The sequence below is a fragment of the Bacillota bacterium genome (assembly GCA_012518215.1).
Taxonomy (GTDB): Bacteria; Bacillota; Dethiobacteria; order DTU022; family PWGO01; genus JAAYSV01.
Genome location: JAAYSV010000019.1, coordinates 1 through 20,919, shown reverse-complemented (window position 1 = coordinate 20,919; position 20,919 = coordinate 1). Strand labels below are relative to the sequence as shown.

The 20,919-nt window shown below is 49.4% G+C and carries 21 protein-coding genes; all 21 read left to right on the top strand.

Going from position 1 to position 20,919, the window contains the following annotated elements; translation table 11 throughout:
* Positions 1-5 precede the first annotated feature (5 nt).
* Positions 6-269, top strand: coding sequence for a CRISPR-associated endonuclease Cas2 (cas2, locus tag GX364_03375; GenBank protein ID NLI69893.1), 264 nt, complete (start codon positions 6-8; stop codon positions 267-269).
* A gap of 203 nt (positions 270-472) precedes the next feature.
* Positions 473-1,324 (top strand): CRISPR-associated protein Csx14, encoded by an 852-nt coding sequence (locus tag GX364_03370; protein NLI69892.1) that lies wholly within the window; start codon positions 473-475, stop codon positions 1,322-1,324.
* Positions 1,325-1,326: 2 nt separating this feature from the next.
* Positions 1,327-1,707, top strand: a complete 381-nt coding sequence (locus tag GX364_03365; protein ID NLI69891.1) for a hypothetical protein — start codon at positions 1,327-1,329, stop codon at positions 1,705-1,707.
* Positions 1,708-1,763: 56 nt separating this feature from the next.
* Positions 1,764-2,927 carry a type III-B CRISPR module RAMP protein Cmr1 gene (gene cmr1 / locus GX364_03360; protein NLI69890.1) on the top strand — a complete coding sequence of 388 codons (1,164 nt, stop codon included), beginning with the start codon at positions 1,764-1,766 and terminating at the stop codon, positions 2,925-2,927.
* Positions 2,924-4,831 (top strand): type III-B CRISPR-associated protein Cas10/Cmr2, encoded by a 1,908-nt coding sequence (gene cas10, locus GX364_03355; protein NLI69889.1) that lies wholly within the window; start codon positions 2,924-2,926, stop codon positions 4,829-4,831. The genes cmr1 and cas10 overlap by 4 nt, the downstream gene beginning before the upstream one ends.
* Positions 4,828-5,979: a hypothetical protein gene (locus GX364_03350; protein NLI69888.1), complete on the top strand. Its 1,152-nt coding sequence runs from the start codon at positions 4,828-4,830 to the stop codon at positions 5,977-5,979. Before cas10 ends, GX364_03350 begins: the two co-directional genes overlap by 4 nt.
* Positions 5,980-5,981: 2 nt before the next feature.
* Positions 5,982-6,827, top strand: coding sequence for a type III-B CRISPR module RAMP protein Cmr4 (gene cmr4, locus GX364_03345; GenBank protein ID NLI69887.1), 846 nt, complete (start codon positions 5,982-5,984; stop codon positions 6,825-6,827).
* Positions 6,824-7,252, top strand: coding sequence for a type III-B CRISPR module-associated protein Cmr5 (cmr5, locus tag GX364_03340; GenBank protein ID NLI69886.1), 429 nt, complete (start codon positions 6,824-6,826; stop codon positions 7,250-7,252). The genes cmr4 and cmr5 overlap by 4 nt, the downstream gene beginning before the upstream one ends.
* A gap of 4 nt (positions 7,253-7,256) precedes the next feature.
* The gene (cmr6, locus tag GX364_03335) at positions 7,257-8,390 is read left to right on the top strand and encodes a type III-B CRISPR module RAMP protein Cmr6 (protein NLI69885.1); all 1,134 of its coding nucleotides are present in this window, start codon (positions 7,257-7,259) and stop codon (positions 8,388-8,390) included.
* A 33-nt stretch (positions 8,391-8,423) separates the two neighbouring features.
* Positions 8,424-9,170, top strand: coding sequence for a CRISPR-associated endoribonuclease Cas6 (gene cas6 / locus GX364_03330; protein ID NLI69884.1), 747 nt, complete (start codon positions 8,424-8,426; stop codon positions 9,168-9,170).
* 24 nt (positions 9,171-9,194) lie between these two features.
* Positions 9,195-9,533: a hypothetical protein gene (locus GX364_03325; protein ID NLI69883.1), complete on the top strand. Its 339-nt coding sequence runs from the start codon at positions 9,195-9,197 to the stop codon at positions 9,531-9,533.
* A gap of 128 nt (positions 9,534-9,661) precedes the next feature.
* On the top strand, positions 9,662-11,683 hold the full coding sequence (locus tag GX364_03320) for a TIGR02556 family CRISPR-associated protein (GenBank protein NLI69882.1): 2,022 nt from the start codon (positions 9,662-9,664) through the stop codon (positions 11,681-11,683).
* Between the two features lie 2 nt (positions 11,684-11,685).
* A complete protein-coding gene (gene cas7b / locus GX364_03315; protein ID NLI69881.1) occupies positions 11,686-12,654 on the top strand; it encodes a type I-B CRISPR-associated protein Cas7/Csh2 in 969 nt (322 codons plus the stop codon).
* A 50-nt stretch (positions 12,655-12,704) separates the two neighbouring features.
* Positions 12,705-13,430, top strand: a complete 726-nt coding sequence (cas5, locus tag GX364_03310; GenBank protein NLI69880.1) for a CRISPR-associated protein Cas5 — start codon at positions 12,705-12,707, stop codon at positions 13,428-13,430.
* Positions 13,431-13,433: 3 nt separating this feature from the next.
* The gene (cas3, locus tag GX364_03305) at positions 13,434-15,932 is read left to right on the top strand and encodes a CRISPR-associated helicase Cas3' (GenBank protein ID NLI69879.1); all 2,499 of its coding nucleotides are present in this window, start codon (positions 13,434-13,436) and stop codon (positions 15,930-15,932) included.
* Positions 15,933-16,211: 279 nt separating this feature from the next.
* Positions 16,212-16,955 carry a carbon-nitrogen hydrolase family protein gene (locus tag GX364_03300; protein NLI69878.1) on the top strand — a complete coding sequence of 248 codons (744 nt, stop codon included), beginning with the start codon at positions 16,212-16,214 and terminating at the stop codon, positions 16,953-16,955.
* A 255-nt stretch (positions 16,956-17,210) separates the two neighbouring features.
* Positions 17,211-18,257 (top strand): SPFH domain-containing protein, encoded by a 1,047-nt coding sequence (locus tag GX364_03295; protein NLI69877.1) that lies wholly within the window; start codon positions 17,211-17,213, stop codon positions 18,255-18,257.
* Positions 18,258-18,273: 16 nt separating this feature from the next.
* Positions 18,274-18,441 carry an Arc family DNA-binding protein gene (locus GX364_03290; GenBank protein NLI69876.1) on the top strand — a complete coding sequence of 56 codons (168 nt, stop codon included), beginning with the start codon at positions 18,274-18,276 and terminating at the stop codon, positions 18,439-18,441.
* 242 nt (positions 18,442-18,683) lie between these two features.
* Entirely contained in the window at positions 18,684-18,866 is a 183-nt protein-coding gene (locus GX364_03285) for a hypothetical protein (protein ID NLI69875.1), read from the top strand.
* On the top strand, positions 18,863-19,843 hold the full coding sequence (locus tag GX364_03280) for an ABC transporter ATP-binding protein (protein NLI69874.1): 981 nt from the start codon (positions 18,863-18,865) through the stop codon (positions 19,841-19,843). Before GX364_03285 ends, GX364_03280 begins: the two co-directional genes overlap by 4 nt.
* Complete coding sequence (locus GX364_03275) at positions 19,824-20,594, top strand: ABC transporter permease subunit (protein ID NLI69873.1); 771 nt, start codon at positions 19,824-19,826, stop codon at positions 20,592-20,594. The genes GX364_03280 and GX364_03275 overlap by 20 nt, the downstream gene beginning before the upstream one ends.
* The last annotated feature ends 325 nt before the right edge of the window (positions 20,595-20,919 follow it).

Below are 20,919 nucleotides of genomic sequence, written 5' to 3'. Positions count from 1 at the left end.
AACAAATGTATGTAATTCTGGTCTATGACATCAATGTAAAGCGGGTTGCCAAGGTGTTGAAGATTTCTCGTCGTTACCTTACCTGGGTCCAGAATTCTGTCCTTGAAGGTGAACTTACGGAAGCAACGTTTCGCTCCCTGCTCTCCGAACTGAATCAAATAATTGTTGAGGATGAAGATTCACTGCTATTTTACATACTGGGTAGCCGGAAATATACGGAACGAAAATCAATCGGCATACAGAAAGGCGGCGAAGAATGGATTTACTAAAAATATAACAGGTCCACCGGGCATCCGTACGCCTGGTATTTAAGCTATTTTTTAAAAATATCTTTCAAAGCCAATAGTGTAACCAGATAATTTGAATGGGCATCTTTTCCATTTTTAATGTCGATGATTGCCACAACGATCACAATTTGGTAAAATGTGTCGAGGAGGTTCTCCGGATGGGCCTGGAAAACAAACCTGAAACAATGATTGCCACTCTCGGTGTTGAGCCGCAGGTAGTAACCCTCGCATTGGATGCCCTTATAGACAGGGGGAAAAAGATCAAAGAAGTTACCGTTTTATACACCGAATACCCCGCTATAAGGGAAGCTCTGGCCGTTCTTGAAGCCGAATTTGAAACAGGGTACTACCCGGATCTCTCTTTTCATACCAGAGCAATATCCACCGGAGACGTTGCAGTGAAGGATTTTAAAACTGAAGATGACCTGCGGGCACTCTTGCGAACCTTTTATTCGGTAATCAGGAAGGTGCGTCAACAGGGATGCCCCCTTCACCTCTGCATTTCCGGTGGCCGCAAGGTAATGGGGGTAATAGCCATGACCGTAGCCCAACTCCTATTCGGTCCTGATGATCGGGTTTGGTATCTGATTACGGAAGGCTGGCGGCCCGGTGTCAACCGTCACCTTCACGCTGTCAACGGTGAGCAGGTCCTGTTGGTTCCGGTACCGCTTCTTCGCTGGAAGGAAGCTGGAACTCTGATGCAAACGGTGACCGAGCTTGATGATCCTCAAGAAGTGCTGTCCTGGTATCACAGGCTTACACAAAAAGAAGAAGAAAAACGGCAGGATGAATTCATCCGGCACTGGTTGACCCCCGCCGAGCGGAAGGTGGCCCGCCTGGCCTGCCAGGGTTTTGAAAATTCCTCCATTGCTTCCACACTGGGAAAAGGGGTACAAACAGTCGCCAACCAGTTGTGCAACATCTACGACAAACTGCGTGAATGGTTGAATTTTCCTGATTACAGCGTGGATCGTAATGTCTTGATTGCCCGTTTCTCACCCTACTTTACGATGAAAGAACCAAAGGGAGATTTGTGATAATGCAGATCCTGAATTTTGCCCATCCGTTCACCGAAAGCCAACTGGACGGAATAGAGGTTCTCGCCGGCCTGGAAATAACAAGTGTGACCGAAATACCAAGTCAGATCGATCCCGGCGAACCTATCGAAGCACAGATCGAAGCAATGCTGGACCATGCCGGACTGAGCCCGCGGGAATGGCAGACAGAACCGCTGCTGATCAATTTGCCTTCTCTGAACTACAGCGCAGCGGCCCTGCTGGCACAGTTGCACGGCCGGATCGGCCATTTTCCATCAATACTTCGTCTGCGTCCAGGCGCCGGTGAAATTACCCCTCGGTTCGAGCCCGCCGAGATCCTTAACCTGCAGGTTATGCGTGAACGAGCGAGGGAAAAAAGGTGATGATAGCAAAAAAAATATCTTGAATACTTTTTAAAGAGACTGGAGGTATCTAAACCGTGAATTGGGATGCAACCTACCGGGTAACAACTCCCCTGTTTTTGGGAGGAGCAAACCCGAACAAACATGCAGAACTTCGACCGTCCTCGATAAAAGGATTATTACGATTCTGGTTTCGGGCAATAGCACTGGCCCAGCTACGCAAATGGTCCACGGTAAAGAGTCTAGAGAACATTGTTTTTGGTAGCACTAAAGGTCAGTCATCTACTCTGTTAACGATAAGAGATCAAGAAGGGTTATCCGAAAAAAAAGAGAGCAGCTGGCTAAATTTTAATGGAATACGCTATCTGGGGTACGGTGTAATAGACCAAAGGGGTAACGCTATGCGTCCTCATCTAGAGCCAGGTGGTCGCTTTACCCTGCAGATTCGAACAAAAAAGGGAATACCGGAAGAGGCCGCCCACTTTTTACCACTTGCTTTGCAGGCACTTGGCCTGTTTGGTGCGGCCGGGGCACGTTCTCGCAAAGGTTTTGGTTCACTTTCACTCGAATCCATAGCCTGCAACGGAAATAAATTCTGGAAAATGCCTGAAACTGTTGAAGATCTTGGTACATGTTTACAAACCTTGCTACGCGAGATCAAAGTTGACAATAGTAATGATGCATTGCCTGAGTATTCAGCATTTAGCAGGTATAGCCGCGTTTGGATAGCCCTTACCGGATCTGATGCACTTGAGGTCCTGAACAGGATAGGTTATGAAATGCTTTGTTATCGAAGTTACGGCAGGGAAAATAATAAAGGCAAACATGTGCTACCGGACGATACAGAAGCAGAACAAAATTTTGCAGATGACCACGATTTGATGTTGGGTTTTTGTCGGGGGAATTCAATAGATACACATCCAAGGCGGGTAGTATTCGGGCTCCCTCATAACTATTTCTTTATATCCACCAGGGACAAAGCCGGTATAAGCCCTGCTAGTAAAGAATATAATCGTCGTGCCAGCCCCCTTTTTATCCATATCCATGCCCTGGGTAAAAATCATTTTGCGGCAGTTCTAACTTTGCTTCCGGCTGTCTTTCTTCCACGGGATGTAAAAATCGAAATTTCTTCGGGACGACACAACAGAACAACCGTGGACTGCAACGTAGATTACAACAATGTCACCAACTTCATTAACCGACCGGCTTTCAGGCGCAGCAAGGTGGTGGTCTGGCCATGAGCAAAATAGAAACCTTGAATTTCTCCTTGGGGCCAGTACAGAGCTTTATTTCCCGCTCACGAAAGACACGCGATTTCTGGACAGGCTCCTTCTTGCTCTCCTTCCTTGCGGGACAAGCCATGGCAGTAGTTCTTGAAGAAGGAGGCAGTCTAGTTTTACCTGCTGTCGCGGAAAGCAAAAAGTTGATCACCGACCCGCTTTTGCAGATGATCATGGACCGTAGAGAAGGAAAAACAACCAGTATCAACGGCTACAGCAACATTGTGGCTACACTGCCAAACCGTTTCCGCGCCAAGGTTCCGGCAGGTTTTGCTCCGGTTGTATGTAAGGAAGCAATAAAAGAAAATTGGCAGATGATAGCTGAAATAATCTGGGAACGATACCTCGCCGAGCAAAGTGGGCAGGGGGACCTGACCACAGAAATATGGGAGAGGCAGATCGATAATTACTGGGAAATAAACTGGGTCTTGAGCGAAGATGCCGGCGCACTGGATCAGCGCAAAAATTGGCGTAGCCATCTGCCCCCGGTTGAACCCGGTGACAAGTGTACCCTTTTCGGCGATCTTCAGGAACTATCAGGTTATTTACGCATACATGAGAAAGAAAAACAAGATGGGTTCTGGAAATCCATACGACAGCAAAGTCAGGCGGGTATATTTTATGATCTGGATGAAAATGAACGGCTCTGTTCCATCGCTTTGATAAAACGGCTTTTTCCGCACGTTGCCAGGGAGATAATTAAAGAAGCCCCCATCAATTATCCTTCTACTCCCTATCTCGCAGCCGTTAACTGGATCGCCAAAGTGGTCAAGGACAAAGCCGAGAAAGCTAGATCTTTTGCCAACCTTGCCTCTAACCTTCCGGAAGCTAGGGGTCGTGAAAATCCGGACATATTTCCAATTCTAAAAAAAGAGGTTTCCGATCATCCCCACGCCCGGGAGTTCGCTTCTCTTGACGGTAATTGTTTTTTCAAAGCCGCCCTTGAGAATTCGAATCTTTGGAATGGGCGGGCAAGCTCTTCCATGGATACGGAAGAAACCAGAAAAAAGCTGATAGAAAAGCTTGAAGATCTTGCCGCTCCCTCTTCGCCATTCTATGCCCTGCTCCTTATGGATGGTGATAGGCTCGGCGCGCTGCTACAAAAACATCAAACTGATACAAATCTGATCAGCAAGTCTTTGAATATGTTCAGTCAGCAGGTGCAATTACTCGTTGAAGAAGGCAATGGAATCACTGTTTTCGCTGGTGGTGACGACGTCCTTGCCTTGACACCCCTGGAAAATGCATTGACAACAGCAATAAGATTGCGCACTGCTTACCTTGAAGCATTCGCTGCTAATAATATATCCCTGGCCACTATTTCCGGAGCAATTGTTTATGCCCATTTTGCCACACCGCTCACCGAAGTGTACCACGAGGGACAGCGTTTACTTTCGGAAGTCGCCAAGGTTAAAACCGGCCGGGACAGCCTCGCCATAACCGTCTGGAAAAGTGTGGGCAAGGTGTTGAGCTGGTCCGCCCCCTGGGAAATAATTGTAGATAACTTCCTGCCATATATCCAACATTTCGGGAAAGCAACTGCTGATGAAGAAAAGTTTAAAGAATTCAGCAATAGTTTTTTCTACAATATTCAATATCGGTTGGCATTATTCACTACCCAGAATATAGATTTATCAACATTTTCAAATTCAGTTCTGAACGCACTGCTTACAGCTGAATATGTTAAAAGCCGCGGCTCGGATACAGATCACACTGAGGCTGAAAAAACCATGCGTCAATTGCTGGAACTCTGTCATCACTACTGGAGGGATGAGGAAGGCAAAATATGCAAGGATAAAAAAAGGTTGCAGCTCGAGAGCCTGTTTTTAATAAAATTCCTGTTGGAGAAAGGAGTGGAACGATGAACCTCCAATGTTGGGATTTTACTTTGATCGATACTGTATTTTTCCGTACCGGGCAGCCTTTCCATGCCGGTGAAGGCGGACACAGCCGGATCATCAGTCACTTTCCCCCGCCCATAAGCACTCTTCAAGGCGCGATCCGCAGCACCCTGGCCAATGCTCGTGGGTGGTGGCCCGGCCAAAATAAAAATTGGCCCGATGAACTTGGTGACAATACAAATTTGGGTCTTTTATCTCTGTTGGGACCACACCTGGTATGGGATAAAAAGCTCCTTTTTCCGGCACCATTGAATCTATTAATCAAAAAGATGCCTGGGGTCAATTCAAAAACGGATCCGAAGTCAATAAAAACCACTTTTCTCATACCTGGCGAAACATGCGTCTGCGACCTCGGTCCAGACGTTTGCCTGCCCAGGAAAAAAGAAAAACTGGACGGAGCCCACCATTCGGGAAATCTCTACCTTACCCGTTCAGGCTACAGTTCTGTTGCCAAAGGAAAAGCCCCTGCTACAGACGATGCATATTTCCAGGAATCATTGTGGAGTGTGGAACCTCGTGTAGGGTTAAAACGCAACGCCGGAACCCGAACTGCCGAAGATCATAACCTATACCGCATCGGACATATCCGGCCGGAGTACTATTTAAAAATACGTGTCATCATTCAGGGGTTACCCCCCGATTGGCCCGAAATAAAACAGAGAGTGGTTCCCCTGGGCGGGGAAGGGCGCTTGGCAGGAATCGAAATCAACTCTATTACCCTTGATGATTACCGAAACCTGCTTCCCCCATGCCCCTCGTTAAAGCAAACAAAGGATGGGCAGATCCGTTATACTATCTCTCTGATCACTCAATCTGTTTTTTCCGATGGAGATCAGCTTGAACTCCTTGTTCGGGAAGGCCCCGCCAATGCTCCAGGCAGGTGTGTCAGTGCCTGTATCGGCAAGCCGCAATTCCATGGAGGATGGGATCTGGCAAATAACGAACCTCGCCCACTGCAACCATGCCTGCCCCCTGGCAGCACCTGGTTTTTTGAAGCCGCAGCGACAGATAAAGAAAAAATAGAAGCCCTTCATGGATGCCATGTTGGTAATGAAGGGTCCCACTCTCTTGGTTATGGTCAAGTATTAATTGGAAAATGGGAGGTTGATTGAATATGGCCAGTGCAATAATGGGAATGTTTGCAGAAACCAATTTACACCCCGGGACCGGACAGGTTAGCGGAGTGGTCGATCTGCCGGTAGCCCGCGAGAAAACTACCGATTATCCGGTCATCGTAGGTTCCAGCCTGAAAGGCGCACTAAAAGATACTGTTGAACAACACAATATAACCAACAATTCAGAAATTGACATGGAACAGGTCTTCGGTAGCCAAAAACATGCCGGTTGCGTCGCGGTTTCCGACGGTCGCCTGCTACTTCTACCGGTGCGTTCTTTGAACAGCCACTATAAATGGGTAACCTGCCCCTATCTGCTGGAACGTTATCAACGCGACTGTGCTTTGGCCGGGGTATCGGTCGGCACAATCGATATCACGGCTATAACCGATTTAAAAGAGGGAGAAGCAATTGCCACCGGGAAAGGAAGGCTATACCTCGAGGATGCTCATTTTGAAATAATCGAATCAGGATCGGGAACTGTCCCTTTTGCCGAAGCGATCAAACCGATGATCAGACATTCCACGATAAAGGAACGCCTCGCTGAAAACTTGGTAGTGGTAAGCAATGATGAGTTTTCATATTTTGCCAGGTACTCTTTATCTGTAAATGCGCGTAACCTACTGGACAAGCAAAAAATCAGCCAGAATCTTTGGTATGAAGAAACAGTACCGACTGATACCCTCTTCTATGCCCTGTTTGCAGCTCGTCCCGGAGGAAAGGATCACCTGAACGCTTTAACGGATTTTTTTGACCAGTATCCCTACCTGCAGATTGGCGGCAACGAGACTATTGGGCAAGGTTGGACTGCCATAACATTTATCTATGGAGGTGTATCAGATTGAGCAATCGAATTCAAAGCATGCAGCAGCAGCGAGCCAAACATGCCTTGGAAAAGATCGAGGCAGCAGAAAAAAAATACCAAGGCGAAGATCGGGATAAAATAGTTGCTTATGCCGAAAATGCACCCGCATCAATACTTATTAACGGATTGGGCCAGGCAGCTGCCACACTACGGGCTCAGGCAAAAGGCAATTTTGATGATCCTCATATGACAGTTTACAATGCTATCAAAGAATGGCTTTGTCGCAATGACCCCTCGGCGCCTTATCCTCATGATGAGGATCTTCTAACCGCTATTACCAAAGGAAATCGCAAAACTTATCTTCTGGCACAGGCAGAAGCTTTAGGTTATTTGGAATGGTACAAAAAATTTGCGGTAGCTCTACTTAAAAATACCGGAAAAAAGTCAATAATGGATCAGGGGTGACGAAATGACTTTACCACTATACCAGTTGCCAGGAGAATATGAGCGGGAACGTATAAATTTGATTGAGCTAAACAGAGGCAACACCGGACTATTGTTCAATAAATACTGTAATTTCTGGGATAATAGTTGGACCATTGCAGATAGAGGTAAACTCGAATTTATTGAAAAAATCAGTAAAAAACCCGTGGGAAACGGGACACTACTTGATGAAGCGGCGAAAAGATTGATTGAGCTGACCGATTTTATGGAGGGTGTTTTTAGCTGTTACAGAACGCTTTGGCGTTTTACCATCGGTCTGGGATTGAACAATCCCATTGAAAATGGAATGGCCTGGCACCACACCCTGGGAGTCCCATACCTACCCGGTTCTTCTGTCAAAGGCCTGGTCAGAGCATGGGTCGAGCAATGGCTTGATAGTCCTTCAGAAAATGATATCAACCGCATTTTCGGGCCAAGGGGAAATGATGACAAAAATGAATCTATTAAAAACGTAGGTAGTGTAATCTTCTTCGATGCTCTTCCTGTTACACCGGTTCGGCTTGTTGCCGATGTAATGACACCACACTATCAAGGATATTACAGTAGAGATGAAGTTCCCGGCGATTGGCAGAACCCCAATCCGATCCCTTTTATAACCGTCAATACGGGGCAACCTTTTCTTTTTTCTGTTGCACCGAGAAATAGAACCGATGATAGAAACGGATCCGACCTGGAGAAAGTTCTTCAATGGATGGAACAGGCATTGGAAAACATCGGAGCCGGTGCAAAAACTGCGGCTGGCTACGGCCGTTTCATTCGCTGTGAACAAACAGAAAACAATTTGAAATCAACCATGCTCAAGTATAAAAAAGAAGAGGCCGAAAAGATACTGCCAATCCCCGCAAAGTTAGCCGGTCCGATTGCTGAAGAGATGGTCAAGGATCGGTACAATACAGATGAATTCTTGCAAGCCATTAAAAATAAATGGTTGTCCAGGATGCAGTCAGAAGAAACCCCTCCTGCTGACCAGCAAATAATTGCGCAACTACTTGAACACTGGTATCAGGTTTATCGTGAAAAGCAATGGAACAAACCAAACAAAAAAAACGCACCCATAATAGAAGCTATACGTGCCGTCCTTGAAGAGGAAAAGCCTTGATGCGGAAAATTATTTGTTTTTTGAGGTGACCCTATGCTCTTAACTTTATTTTTTGATGCGCCTGGACAGGTAGAATTACCAGTACATTACGGCCATCTTATCCAAGGGATGATCTACCATGGGATGGAAAATCCGCTTCTGGGGCGCTATCTGCACGAACATGGTTTTCAGCTGGAAAAACGGCGTTTCAAGCTTTTTTCTTTTTCGCGTCTGATGGGACAGAAAACACGTTTTGATCAGGTCAAAAAAAAGCTCATAATGGCCCCTCCCCTGGAGTTGGTTATCTGTTCACCAATTCCCTTCATTCTGCAGGAATTGGGCACCGGTTTTCTGCGTCAGGGGAAGGTCCACATCGGATCGGCAAAATTGATCGTAAAAGAAATTTCCACGGCACAGCCCCGGGTCAAAACAGATTCTGTACATGTACGTATGCTCTCACCGATGACAATTTACAGTACCCTTCCCCCCTCGAGTGGCCGCAAATACACCTATTATTTTTCTCCGTTCGAGCCTCGTTTCGGTGAGCTTGTTGGTGCCAACCTGCTCAAAAAACATCTCTTGATCCATGGAAGCCCCCCGATTTCCGAGGAATTTTCAATAAGGCCCCTTGAGGTAACCGAAAAGGATCACAAAATTACCCGTTACAAAGGTTTTATAGTCAAGGGTTGGATGGGAATATACGAGCTACGGGGCGCCCCCTCCCTGTTGGAGACCGCCCTTGCAGCGGGGCTGGGCGCAAAGAACTCGCAGGGATATGGTTGCTGTTCCCTGCTTGAATAAAATAAACTGAAATCGAGGAAAAAAATGGTTGGCCTTAGTTTTCTGGGTCCCACTAAATATCTGAAAGCCAATAGACTTGAAAAGTGGCGTAACAGAAATGAACGGCTTGCGGTCGAAAAAGAATTGGGGCTGATAGCAAAAGTTACCTTCCGGAAACAAAATGATAAAAATTGTAACGTGCTTCCCGACTGGTATGAAAAGGATTCACAATCAAACAGTATCGCCCATATATGGAATATGCTATTGAATTTACGCAACGATATAGCTCATTGTGCCATGAACACCAACGCAGCATCATCAGGAACTATCAGAAATAACACAAAAAATCTGATACCGGCACTGGGAGCTTTACTTGATTTTTAAACCTGGTAACTTTTTACCAATCAAAACGGTAACTTGTTGCCTGTCTCTATAACAGAAGATTCACGTATAATTATGCTATGCCTTTTTTTATCATTATTTTAATCAAACCAAAAATGGAGGTAATAAGGATGTTGGAAGCAATTGCCGGATTTGGCCGGTCACTTTCACAGGAAGATGATCCCCTGGCAACACTGGTAAAACCAGTGCAGAAATTGAAAGATAAAGAAGTTTACCTTATCCAGCTTGATCTTCGTGATGGGACAGAAAAATTGCAGTTGATACCTTCGCCGATTGAAGTTGACCGTGATATCCGCATCCGTTACCGCTGGATAGGCAATATGGTTGGCAACCGTCCGCAGACCTACCTGACCACGGACAATTTGAATTATCTGGTGGGTTCAAACGTGTTCAACCTTCTGGAATACTTGAAAAACATCGGCCTTGAGAACACCGTCCTTTACAAGGATCTGAGCCAATTGCACCACTCTTTTTATACCTCCCTGCCGAACCGGAATCCCATACTGGATGTTGAAAAGCTAAGCCTTTTGGAGTCAGGCTTCATCAACGCTGCTTGGCATGAAAAAAAGGAGAAACCAAAAGCAGTTCTGGCTGAAGTTTCAACGGCCTTGAAAAAAAAGCTGTTGACCGAGCTAAATCTGAAAGCCCCGCAGGCCGTACTCTGGACGCTGGCTTACAACGGCCGCCCGCTGGCGGTAGATCGGACTTATGATCAGGCGATCATGCAAAGCAAGGAGCCGCCCTACCTTGAAACGGGAACCAAAGAAAATGTAGATGCTGCCACCGAGCAGGTCTGCTCGATCTGTGGCGCCACCGACCGCCCGGTAACCGATAACTTTGCCACACTCGATTTTCTAAAATATTATATTACCGACAAGATAGGTTTCGCCTCGGGCTTGCAAGATTTTTCACGCAATTTTACTGCCTGCGGAAAATGCTATTACGGGTTACAATTGGCTGAAAAATTCTTGCCGCAACACATGTCCCTAAGGGTCGGCCCGCTGCAATTCATGGTCGTTCCGGCCTTTTTGACAGGTGTTGCCCCTGAAAGCACCGATATCAGATCCTGGTCGGAACTCTTTCTCGACCGGGTTAACGGTCTGGTCGACACCACTGCCTGGCTAGACAAGATCGGGGGAAGTGATGGGCTTGAAACCAGGCTGGCTGATTATCTCGATGATCTGCCCGGGGAAGATATCGCCCTGCTAAATTTTCTCTTTTACCAGAAAAACCAGAGTGAATTTCGTATCCATGCTCTGGTGCGTGATGTTTCTCCCAGCTGGATCAACCATCTGCTCAAAGAGGCCTACAAACTTACCAACCGCGCTGCTGGACTACTGGGCAGGGATCGCTGGCATTTCGACCTGACAGCGCTCTACCGTCTGATTCCGCTGCGCAAAGGCCAGAACGAGGAATTCAAAAAATTGCTGCATATCTACCAGTCCCTGTTGCACCGCCGGGCGATATCTTACAGCTCGCTCATCCGGGAATTTGTCGCCCTGGCAAAAATATTTCTTACGAGTAATTTTGATTCAACCAGCATACAGCGTCCCAATAAGGGTTATGAGGAATTGGAAATGGCACGCCGCCTGCTGCAAGCCAATCTCTTTCTGGCCTTTTTGAACAAGGAAAAACTTCTGAAAGGGGGGAATCTGATGAACAATGATGCGGAGGAGAAACACGGCCAAGTATATCTCAAAGAAGACATGCATTTATACCTTGTGGAAATGGGTTACAACGAAACGCATACAGCCTTGTTCCTGCTGGGTTACCTGCTGCACCAGATCGGCAGTTCGCAGAGAAACAGCGGTTATAAGCATAAACCGATCCTGGACAAGATCAATTACAACGGGATGAGCTGGTCCAAGGTTGTTCGTCTAAGCAATCTACTGGTTGATCAACTGCACCAGCACCGGATCTTCATATACAACGAGAATAACTTTGCAATCATGAAGAAACTGTTCGACGCCAATAAATCAGCCTGGCCGCTTTCGCCGGAAGAGAATGTCTTTTTCATCCTCTCCGGCTATGCCTGGGCCACGCGTGCCGCCTACAAGGCCGGTATGGAAAAACAAGCTGAAGCCGCAGAAAGCCCGGGAATGAATGACTCAAATGAAGAGGAGGACAATTGATTATGAGTATAGTTGAAAAAAACAGTGAGATTCTTTTTCTTTACGATGCCAAGCTATGCAATCCAAACGGAGATCCTGATGACGAAAACCGCCCCCGCATGGATTATGATCAGGAGCGCTGCCTGGTCTCCGATGTCCGGTTGAAGCGTTATCTGCGTGATTATCTGGAGGAGATGGGGCATACAATTTACGTAACCAAATCCGCGGGGGTTGTTCAGGCAGGAAACCGTCTCATGGATGTTCTGGATAAAGAAAAGGTCAGCGGAAATGATCTTCCGGAATTATTGGCCAAATTGCTGGACGTACGGCTATTTGGCGCTACCATGCCCATCAAAGGGGAACGTCGCGGTGAAGGCGAGGCCGTCAACCTCACAGGGCCAGTCCAATTTGCCTGGGGTTATTCCCTCAACAAGGTACAACCTGTGGATTCTTCGACAATATCCTCACATTTCGCCTCTCGGGATTCCGCCGCACAGGGTACCTTCGGCAAAGACTACCGCCTATATTATGCCCTGATCGCTTTCCATGGTATTGTCAGCGCCAGGCGTGCCCAGGCTATGTTTGAAAGGAGCGAGCAACAACTGGAAAGCACCACTACCGAGGAAGATATTGCTCTGATGGATGATGCGATGGTCCGTGCCATCCCCCTGCTGGCAACCCGCTCCAAGATCGGCCAGTATCCGCGTCTCTATGCCCGTTTTATCTTTCGGGATGGCGACACCTTCATGGGCGATCTGCGAGACAGTCTGCGGCTAAGCGAAAGTGTTGGCCTGCGAGCAATAAATGATTTTTCCCTGGAGTTGGACGGCCTGGCAGGGCCCCTGGAACGTATAGAAAGCCGCCTCGATCATGTTCTGGTCTGGCAAGATCCAGACTTGCAGACCACTGCCAGCGGGGAAAAAACAACCCTGGCAAACTGGTTGGTCAATCATATTGGAAACGAACGGGTCCATATCTGGGAAGGAGCTTGATTACTTTGACCCCAAATGAAAAGGTAATCGTCTTCGATCTGAAAGGATCGATGGCACATTTCCGAAAATACTATACCAATTCATCGTCTCTAACTTATGGTTTTCCACCACGTACAGTGCTTATGGGCGTAGTGGCTGCGGTTTTGGGTATGGAGCGAGACTCCTACTATGGAACCATGGACATGGGCCATTTCGCTGTTGCAGTAAAAGTCCCCGGCAGACGGCTGATGCAGACCGTGAACTATACACGCACCAGAAAGGAGGACCTCACCATTTTGCAAAAGTTCGGCACAGTCCCCGGCACCCAGATACCGCTGGAATTGTTGCTTCCCGATGGGGGCCATCCCAAACTTTGTTTTCGTGTCTTTTTCAGCCATCCTGATCGAGATCTGTTGGACGAAACGGCACAGTGCCTGCAGGAGGGGCGTAGCCACTACCCGGTTTATCTGGGCTTGACTGAATGTCCGGCCATGGCTGAATTCCGGGGCCTCTTTGAGCCCGGGGAATATCAACGCCTGCCCGAAGGAACATCGATCATGCTTACCTCTGTTCTTAACACAGCTTCACTACAGAAATTGGTGTTGGACGAAAGCGCCCCCGGTCGTATCTTTCGAGAGCAAGCCCCCCATTCTTTTGGTGAAGGGCGCCGTCTGCAGCCGCCGGCAACGCTACTTTACACCGAGGGAGAACATCTGGCCGCACGGTTGCGTACCGATGCTTATCGTTTTGAAATCGGCGATGCAGAAACAGATACAATTGCTTTTATGGAGAGTTAGATTGTGCCATACTACGCTCACAAAGAAGAAAAACGCTTCTACCTGTTAAGTGCGCACCTGGCCGAAACAGCCGCAGGCATAGCGGAACGGTTGTGTACACATCCGCGTTATGATGAACTTGTATCAGCAGCCTTGCTCTGCGGATTGACCCATGATTTTGGCAAATATACCCGTTTTTTTCAGCATTATTTGCGTACAGGAAAAGGCGGCCCGGAGAAGCAGCACGCATTTTCATCGGCGCTCTGGGCTGCCCATCTTGCCGAACAGTTTGAAATGCCCCCCCTGCACTCCCTTGCATTGTTTGTCTCCGTTTGCCGCCATCATCGCAGCCTGGCCGATCCCGAAGAACTTCTCTTGCCGCCCCGCGAGTTGACAGGCCCCCCATGGGACCACCTGGAACCGACCAGAAGTGATCGCTTACAAATTACGCAGAAACAAATTGATGCGCTGGGCACAGAAACAGAGAAACTGGCAGTTGCACGTTCCTTGCATAAGGCAGCACGACATACTAGCCAGCTCCTTCAGCAAAAAGATCTACACGAGCCGTCCTGGTTGAATGCGGATTGGTCTGCCCTGCTCCATGATTTCCTTGATAATTGGACTGTATCGTACGGACGTCTTTATCGTTACCGGAGGCAGCAGATCCGGAACAGGGAGAGTGTAGATTTGCAATACTATTTTGATATGCTTACTTTGTTCTCCACACTGATAGATGCTGACAAAATTCATGCTGCTCGGTTAGAAGATGTGGAACGTGCTTCTTTGCCCCGTCAGCCTGTCAAAAAATATCGGGAGAAACAATTTGGCCCACCAACTACAGATGTTGATCGATTGCGTGACGAACTTTACAACACTGTATGCCACAACATGAAAGAGGCCCCTCTTTCCCGGAAAATTTTTACCATCACCGCACCCACCGGCAGCGGAAAAACTCTGGCAGCGCTGGCCTCAGCCTTTATCCTGAGAAACAAACTGGAGAAATCCGGCATTGCCCGCCCCCGGATCATTTACGCATTACCCTTCACCAGCATTGTAGATCAAACTTACGGTACCATCCGGGAGGTTCTGAGCACCTACCAAACTGACAAAAATTATAGCACCCCTCCCTCCTCCTGGTTGCTCAAACATCATCATCTTGCCGAAAATATTTACCACACGGCGGGTGAATCAGATATGGAATCACTTTCACTGGACAAATCACTCCTGCTTATCGAAAGCTGGCAAAGTGAAATCATTGTAACCACCTTCGTACAATTGCTTCATACCTTTGTTGGCAACGAAAACCGTATGCTGAAAAAATTTCACCGCCTCCAGAACTCTATCCTGATCCTTGATGAGGTCCAGAATATACCTGTGGAATATTGGCCCCTGGTAGAAAATGTTCTGCGGGAAGCATGTCATCACCTGGGCACCCGGGTTTTATTATTGACCGCCACCCGTCCTGAATGGTTCGGCAAAGACGAAATTCTTGAGTTGGGTGGCGCGGACCTGCAGATCCGCAGGCGTTTTGCCACCCTGGATCGGGTCACCATAACGGCGAATCTTGAACCTTTCACCGTAGAAGAACTAGCTGATAATTTCCTGAAGCAATACAACAGTGATCAATCCTACCTGGTGATTTTGAATACGATAAAAAGCTCGATCACTTTTCACCGTCTGCTCAAAGAAAAACTGGACCCGACTGCTCCACTCTATTATCTTTCCACAAATATTACCCCCGTTGAAAGAAGCCACCGTCTGCAACAATTGCGTGAATTGCTCAAGCACGGAAGCAAACCGGTTCTTGTATCTACCCAGGTGGTTGAAGCAGGCGTGGACCTTGATTTCGATGAAGTCTGGCGCGACCTCGGCCCGGTGGATGCGGTTGTGCAAGCGGCCGGACGCTGTAACCGCCATTTTTCCCATGAGCATGCTTACGTCCGGGTATGGCACTTGGTGAATCGTACTGAAAAAAACGAAACCTCTCTTGCACAATATGTTTATGGAAAAATTCACACCCATGCAGCAAAGGTAATGTTTGAAAAAGAACCTCAGCTCAGGGAAAGTAATTTTTACGAAACCATCGCCAGCTATTTTGAAACCGTGCGACAAGCCAAATCAACTTCCACAAGTAACAAATTGCTGGAGGCAATGCAATCCTGGCGTTTCTCCCCTCGTGAGCGCGATTCAGAGTTGCTCGGTGTGGCCAATTTTGCCTTGATCGAGGATCGCCCTCATTATTTGAAAGTCTTCGTTGAACTTGATGAAGATGCCGCTAATATCTGGCATCTCTATCAAACCACGGTCATTCCTGAAAAGGAATATCTGAAGCGGCGAGAGGCCTACCTGTCCCTGAAACGTGATTTCAACAGCTACACGCTGTCTGTTCCCGCCAAGTTGCTTGTTGGGCGTCTCGATGACTCATACACTCCATTGTATATACCCAATGAAATGCTCGAGGAATTCTATGACCCGGAAACCGGTTTTGCAAGAATCGATGACGAGAAGGTTCTCATACTTTAGCAGATTTTTTATCTGACTTCTTGCCGCTTCAAACTTTTACCCCGGCATGGTATCGCAAAAACTTTTCCCCAGTATTGCCGGTATAGACAGCAAGGAACTTCGTGAACCGGGAAAGAAGTTTTTTGACGGGAAGAACGGTCGGGCAATCTTCCTGGATGTGCAAAGTTCATTTCATGGCATACTCTACCCCCGGCAAGGCCCCCACAGCGTCTTCCCTTGCCAGGTCAGCGTTTTTGTTCTAATATGGAGCAAGAAAGGTAAAACCTGGGAGGTGTCGTTTTGCGTATCGGTGTTGCCCAGACCTTCGTTGCCGAGGAGATGAAAACCAACACGGCCAGGATGATGGAAAAAATCGCCGCGGCCGCTGATATGGAGATAGACCTGCTGTTATTCCCGGAGATGTGCCTCACGGGCTACAATTTCCATGCCTGGAAGAACGCTCATTTCTGGGGAGAACTTGACGAATCCCTGCAGAAGCTTGCCCTGCAGGCGTCGGCAACGGGAATGGGCCTGGTTGTCGGCCGGGTATTTCTTGCCGGGGACAAGATGTACAACGCAGCCACGGTTTTCCTTCCCGATGGGAAGAGTTACACATACTGCAAGAACAATCTCACCGCCGCCGAGGAAGATCACCTCCTTCCCGGTACCGCCCCCCTCTCCTTCGATTTCCGGGGGTACCGTTTCGGCGTGATCATCTGCCGCGACCAGAATTACCCCGAATTGGCCCGGAAAACATGCAAGGGCGCCGATGCCCTCCTGCTTCCCGCCGCCCATTACTACAAGCCGGCCGAGGCCCGCTGGAAACTGGATAAAAACAGAGCCCTCCCCCTGGCCCGGGCGGTGGAAAACAGGTGCCATGTCTTCCTCGCCAATACCGTGGGCAGCCACCTGAATCTGATCAGCCTGGGCAACAGCCTCATTGCCGATCCGGAAGGTATCCTGGTGGCCATGGCCGATGAAGTATCGGAAACTTTCATCACCTGTGATCTCCCCGCTGCGGAAGCCGGGGAAGCCGGGAAATGAGATACCTGCCCGAAACCATGAGGGATGGTCATCGCCGCCCCGAACATCTCCGCAGCAGTCCATGTCCGCCCAAAACCGCGAAGGACAGGATCAGGATTGTCTTCCCGACAAATTGACCGGAACAAAAAAGGTTTTCGGTATATTCCCGCCATAAATATTATCCAACAACTGTTGACATCTTCAAGCAGCAAGTGTTAATATTAAGACGATATCATTTTGATATCATAATTCACTTTTTCAGGGGGGAATCGATAAATGTCTGAAAATCCCAAAACCAATGTCAAGCAGATGTTAGAAGAGGAAATCGAGGCCAGGTCAAGGGCCGGTATGCCCGTCTTGCTGGTGAACATCGTCCTGATGATCGCCGCCGTGTTGTTGTTCATCCGCGGTATCATCCTGGTCGAGGACGTGATGATTCCAGGGATAGTCATGATCATTGTTGGAGCTCTTTATACCTGTATTGTCGGCCCGCTTCTCTTTGCAGGCCTGAAGGCGCTGAAACCCAACGAGGCGCTCGTGCTCACTCTTTTTGGCCGTTATTACGGCACGCTCAGGGGGGAAGGGTTCTTCTTCGTCAATCCCTTCACCGCGGCCTTCAATCCTTCCTCGCAATCTCTGTCTTCCGGTGTCATAGCGGCGGCTGCCAAACAGGCTGCGCCTGCCGATAAAACAACGCCCACGACAACCGTCCAGCCTTTTTCGAGCAAGATAATTTCACTCAAGGCCATGACCCTCAATAACGAAAAACAGAAGATCAACGACCGCCTGGGAAACCCGATCATCATCGGCATCGTGGTCATCTGGAAAGTCGTCAATACAGCCAAAGCAGTCTTCAATGTCGACAACTTCACCGAGTTCCTGTCCATCCAGTGTGACTCGGCGTTGCGTGACATTGTTCGCCTTTATCCGTATGATGTGTCGGATGTTTCGGACGATAACAACGAGAAATCCCTGCGTGGCAGCAGCCGCGAGGTTGCCGAAAAATTGAAGGCGGAAATACAGTCAAAAGTGGAGGCAGCGGGTCTGGAAATAATGGAAGCCCGGATCACCCACCTCTCCTATGCCCCGGAAATCGCGGCGGCCATGCTCCAGAGGCAGCAGGCTTCGGCAATCATCGATGCGCGGCAGATGATCGTGGAGGGCGCCGTGGGCATGGTGGAGATGGCTCTGTCCAAGCTCAGCGAAAACGAGATCGTGCAGCTGGACGAGGAGCGCAAGGCTGCCATGGTCAGCAACCTGCTGGTGGTCCTCTGCGGCAACAGGGATGCCCAGCCTGTAGTCAACAGCGGCTCCCTGTATTGAAAAAGGACTGGTTTGCATGGCAGACAACGAAAAAGAAAGAAAGCAAATTTTGCTGCGCATATCCTCATCGCTATGGCGGGAACTGGCGGCCTGGGCGGAAGATGATTTCCGCTCCATAAACGGACAGATCGAATACCTGCTGACCGATGCGGTCAGACAGCGGCGCAGGGGGAGAAAAAAATAGGGCGGGGCGCGCATCGGTTGTGAAAATCGGTTGCGACCGTTTCATGAATAAAACAGGCAGCCCTTCTTCACACGGCAAAACAGCCCCGCGCATGTAATCGGAGCAATGGTATTTTGCCGCCGGGATATCGGTGATTGACGGTGACTGCCAGACCCTATTCGTGCAGCCTGCAGCATACAGATAGTGTTATAATACAAAATGAAAGGAGAAAAAAAAGAATGGGTTTCGATGAAATTTTTGATATGCTGCTGAAGCTCTGGCCACTGCTTCTGCTTCAGCTTGCATTGATGGTCTGGGCCCTGGTTGATGTACTGCGCCGCCGCAGTACCCGCACTCTTTCCATGCCAATCTGGATCATTCTTATCATCGTCATCAATTTCCTTGGCCCGATAACCTACTTTCTTTTCGGGAGAAGCGAAGAATGAAAGCCATCGAGATCATAAATATGAGCAAAAGTTTTCGCGGGCATCGGGCTCTGCAGGGAATTTCCCTGGAGGTTCCCCCGGGTGCCGTTTACGGGTTTCTTGGCCCCAACGGAGCCGGGAAGACGACGGCCATCAAGATCCTCATGGGCTTGCTCAATCCCACCGGGGGGAGCGCAACCATGCTGGGCCAGGAGGTGCGCCCCGGCCTCTCCCGCGGGTTGAAGAAAAGAATCGGGTACCTGCCCGAGGAACCAACTTTCCCGGAGGCTCTCACCGGCCGCGAAGTGCTTGATTTTGTGCGAGCGGCCAACGGGATCACCCCTGACGAGGGGCGGATCCGGATCGATAAGATCCTGGCACGTTTCGATCTCACTGCCGCTGCCAATCGTCGCGCTGCAGCCTATTCGCGAGGAATGAAACAGCGCCTCGGGCTGGCCTGCGTGCTGCTCCCGGAACCCGAGCTCTACATCCTTGATGAACCCGTTTCCGCACTGGACCCGGTAGGTCGGCTGGAAACACTGGAACTGCTCGCCTCCCTGCGCGGCAAGGCCACCGTCTTCTTCTCCAGCCATGTCCTCGCCGATGTGGAACGGGTCTGTGACCGGGTGGCAGTGCTCCACCGGGGCAAACTGTTGCTTCAATCATCCCTTGCAAGCCTGCTCGAACAGTACCGGCTGCCCCGCTATCGCATCAAATTCCGTGGGGAACCTCCGGACGGCCTGGCTGGCAAGTTGCGCGATAGAACCTGGGCCCGGAAGGTGGAAAATATCCCCGGTGGTATCGCCGTCGAAGCCGACCCGGACGGTCTGGCCCGGATGGAAGAAGAACTGCTGCCTCTCCTTGCCGGTAGCGGCGCGGTGGTGACCTCCTACGAGCGGCAGCATGAAGACCTGGAGATGATCTTTTTGAACCTGCTCCGCGAAACCGGTTACCGGACGAATGAAGGGGGTAACTGCAATGAAAACACTCTTCGTTAAGGATATCCGCCAGCTCTGGCGGACCTTCCGCCTGCCGGCACTGCTGCTCTCGGGGCTCTTTTTTGCCATCCTTGATCCCATCGGGGCCAGGTACATGCCGCAGATCATGGAACAACTGCTGCGCGGAGCGGAAGGAATCACCATCATCATGCCGGAGCTGGGTCCGGCGGATGCACTCATCAGTTATTTCGGCAATGTTGCCCAGATGGGAGCTTTCATCGTTATTCTGACGGCCATGGGCGCCGTGGCCAGGGAACGGGAGCAAGGTGTCAGCGCCTGGTTGCTCACCCGCCCCGTTGGCCGCCTCCCCTATCTGTATTCCAAATATGCCGCTTACTCGGTCGGGGTTCTGCTGACCATGGCCTCCGGCACCCTCCTGGCAGCCCTTTATACCACCTCTCTGTTGGGCGTTCCACCCCTTGTCCCGACAATTTGGGGCGCCGTCTTCATGTTTCTCTACCTGGAGCTCATCCTGATCGTGGCACTCAGTGCCTCGGCTCTGCTCCGCAGTCAGATCGCCGCCGGCGGTGTTACCCTGGTCTTCCTGATCATGCTCTGGTTGCCACAGTTGTTTCTGGACCAGAGCGATGTGGGAAAATACATGCCCTATCGCCTAAGCTCGCAGATCGGCAGTTTACTTAAAGGCAATATCGGTGCGGCTGATTTTCTGCCGGCATTGCCAGCGGCCATCATCCTCGGCATCGTGGCCCAGGCCGTAGCCTCGCTTTCATTCCGCCGCGCGGAATTGTAAGAACGGCGGGTCAGGATACTGTTGTAGATCAGCGTTTCGCAGCTTGCGTGGCCTGCGGGAAAAGCAATGTTCACCCGAAGGACAGCAGTGCATTCCTCTGATTCAGCCGGGGGTAGAGGTATTCGAGGAGGGGATTCTTCGGGAACTGAAGCTCTCTTTTGTGGGTATGCTAAAAGATAAAAACCAGGAAATAGCTTCTCCCCCGAGTAAGTGGTATTGATGCAGGTTTCATTAGCCGCCTGACTTTAACTCCTTCTTTTTCTTATATGTTGGCTTGGCGACTGGGTCGTTCATGGGCCATAGCATAAAGAACGCTTCAGGGAAT

Coding starts and splice junctions, on each gene's coding strand:
- GX364_03280 (NLI69874.1), top strand. CDS start 18,863: ATGAAAGCCATCGAGATCATAAATATGAGCAAAAGTTTTCGCGGGCAT.
- GX364_03320 (NLI69882.1), top strand. CDS start 9,662: ATGTTGGAAGCAATTGCCGGATTTGGCCGGTCACTTTCACAGGAAGAT.
- cas5 (NLI69880.1), top strand. CDS start 12,705: ATGGCACATTTCCGAAAATACTATACCAATTCATCGTCTCTAACTTAT.
- cas7b (NLI69881.1), top strand. CDS start 11,686: ATGAGTATAGTTGAAAAAAACAGTGAGATTCTTTTTCTTTACGATGCC.
- cmr6 (NLI69885.1), top strand. CDS start 7,257: ATGACTTTACCACTATACCAGTTGCCAGGAGAATATGAGCGGGAACGT.
- cas6 (NLI69884.1), top strand. CDS start 8,424: ATGCTCTTAACTTTATTTTTTGATGCGCCTGGACAGGTAGAATTACCA.
- GX364_03365 (NLI69891.1), top strand. CDS start 1,327: ATGCAGATCCTGAATTTTGCCCATCCGTTCACCGAAAGCCAACTGGAC.
- cmr4 (NLI69887.1), top strand. CDS start 5,982: ATGGCCAGTGCAATAATGGGAATGTTTGCAGAAACCAATTTACACCCC.
- GX364_03325 (NLI69883.1), top strand. CDS start 9,195: ATGGTTGGCCTTAGTTTTCTGGGTCCCACTAAATATCTGAAAGCCAAT.
- GX364_03370 (NLI69892.1), top strand. CDS start 473: ATGATTGCCACTCTCGGTGTTGAGCCGCAGGTAGTAACCCTCGCATTG.
- GX364_03350 (NLI69888.1), top strand. CDS start 4,828: ATGAACCTCCAATGTTGGGATTTTACTTTGATCGATACTGTATTTTTC.
- GX364_03275 (NLI69873.1), top strand. CDS start 19,824: ATGAAAACACTCTTCGTTAAGGATATCCGCCAGCTCTGGCGGACCTTC.
- GX364_03285 (NLI69875.1), top strand. CDS start 18,684: ATGCTGCTGAAGCTCTGGCCACTGCTTCTGCTTCAGCTTGCATTGATG.
- cas10 (NLI69889.1), top strand. CDS start 2,924: ATGAGCAAAATAGAAACCTTGAATTTCTCCTTGGGGCCAGTACAGAGC.
- GX364_03290 (NLI69876.1), top strand. CDS start 18,274: ATGGCAGACAACGAAAAAGAAAGAAAGCAAATTTTGCTGCGCATATCC.
- GX364_03295 (NLI69877.1), top strand. CDS start 17,211: ATGTCTGAAAATCCCAAAACCAATGTCAAGCAGATGTTAGAAGAGGAA.
- cas2 (NLI69893.1), top strand. CDS start 6: ATGTATGTAATTCTGGTCTATGACATCAATGTAAAGCGGGTTGCCAAG.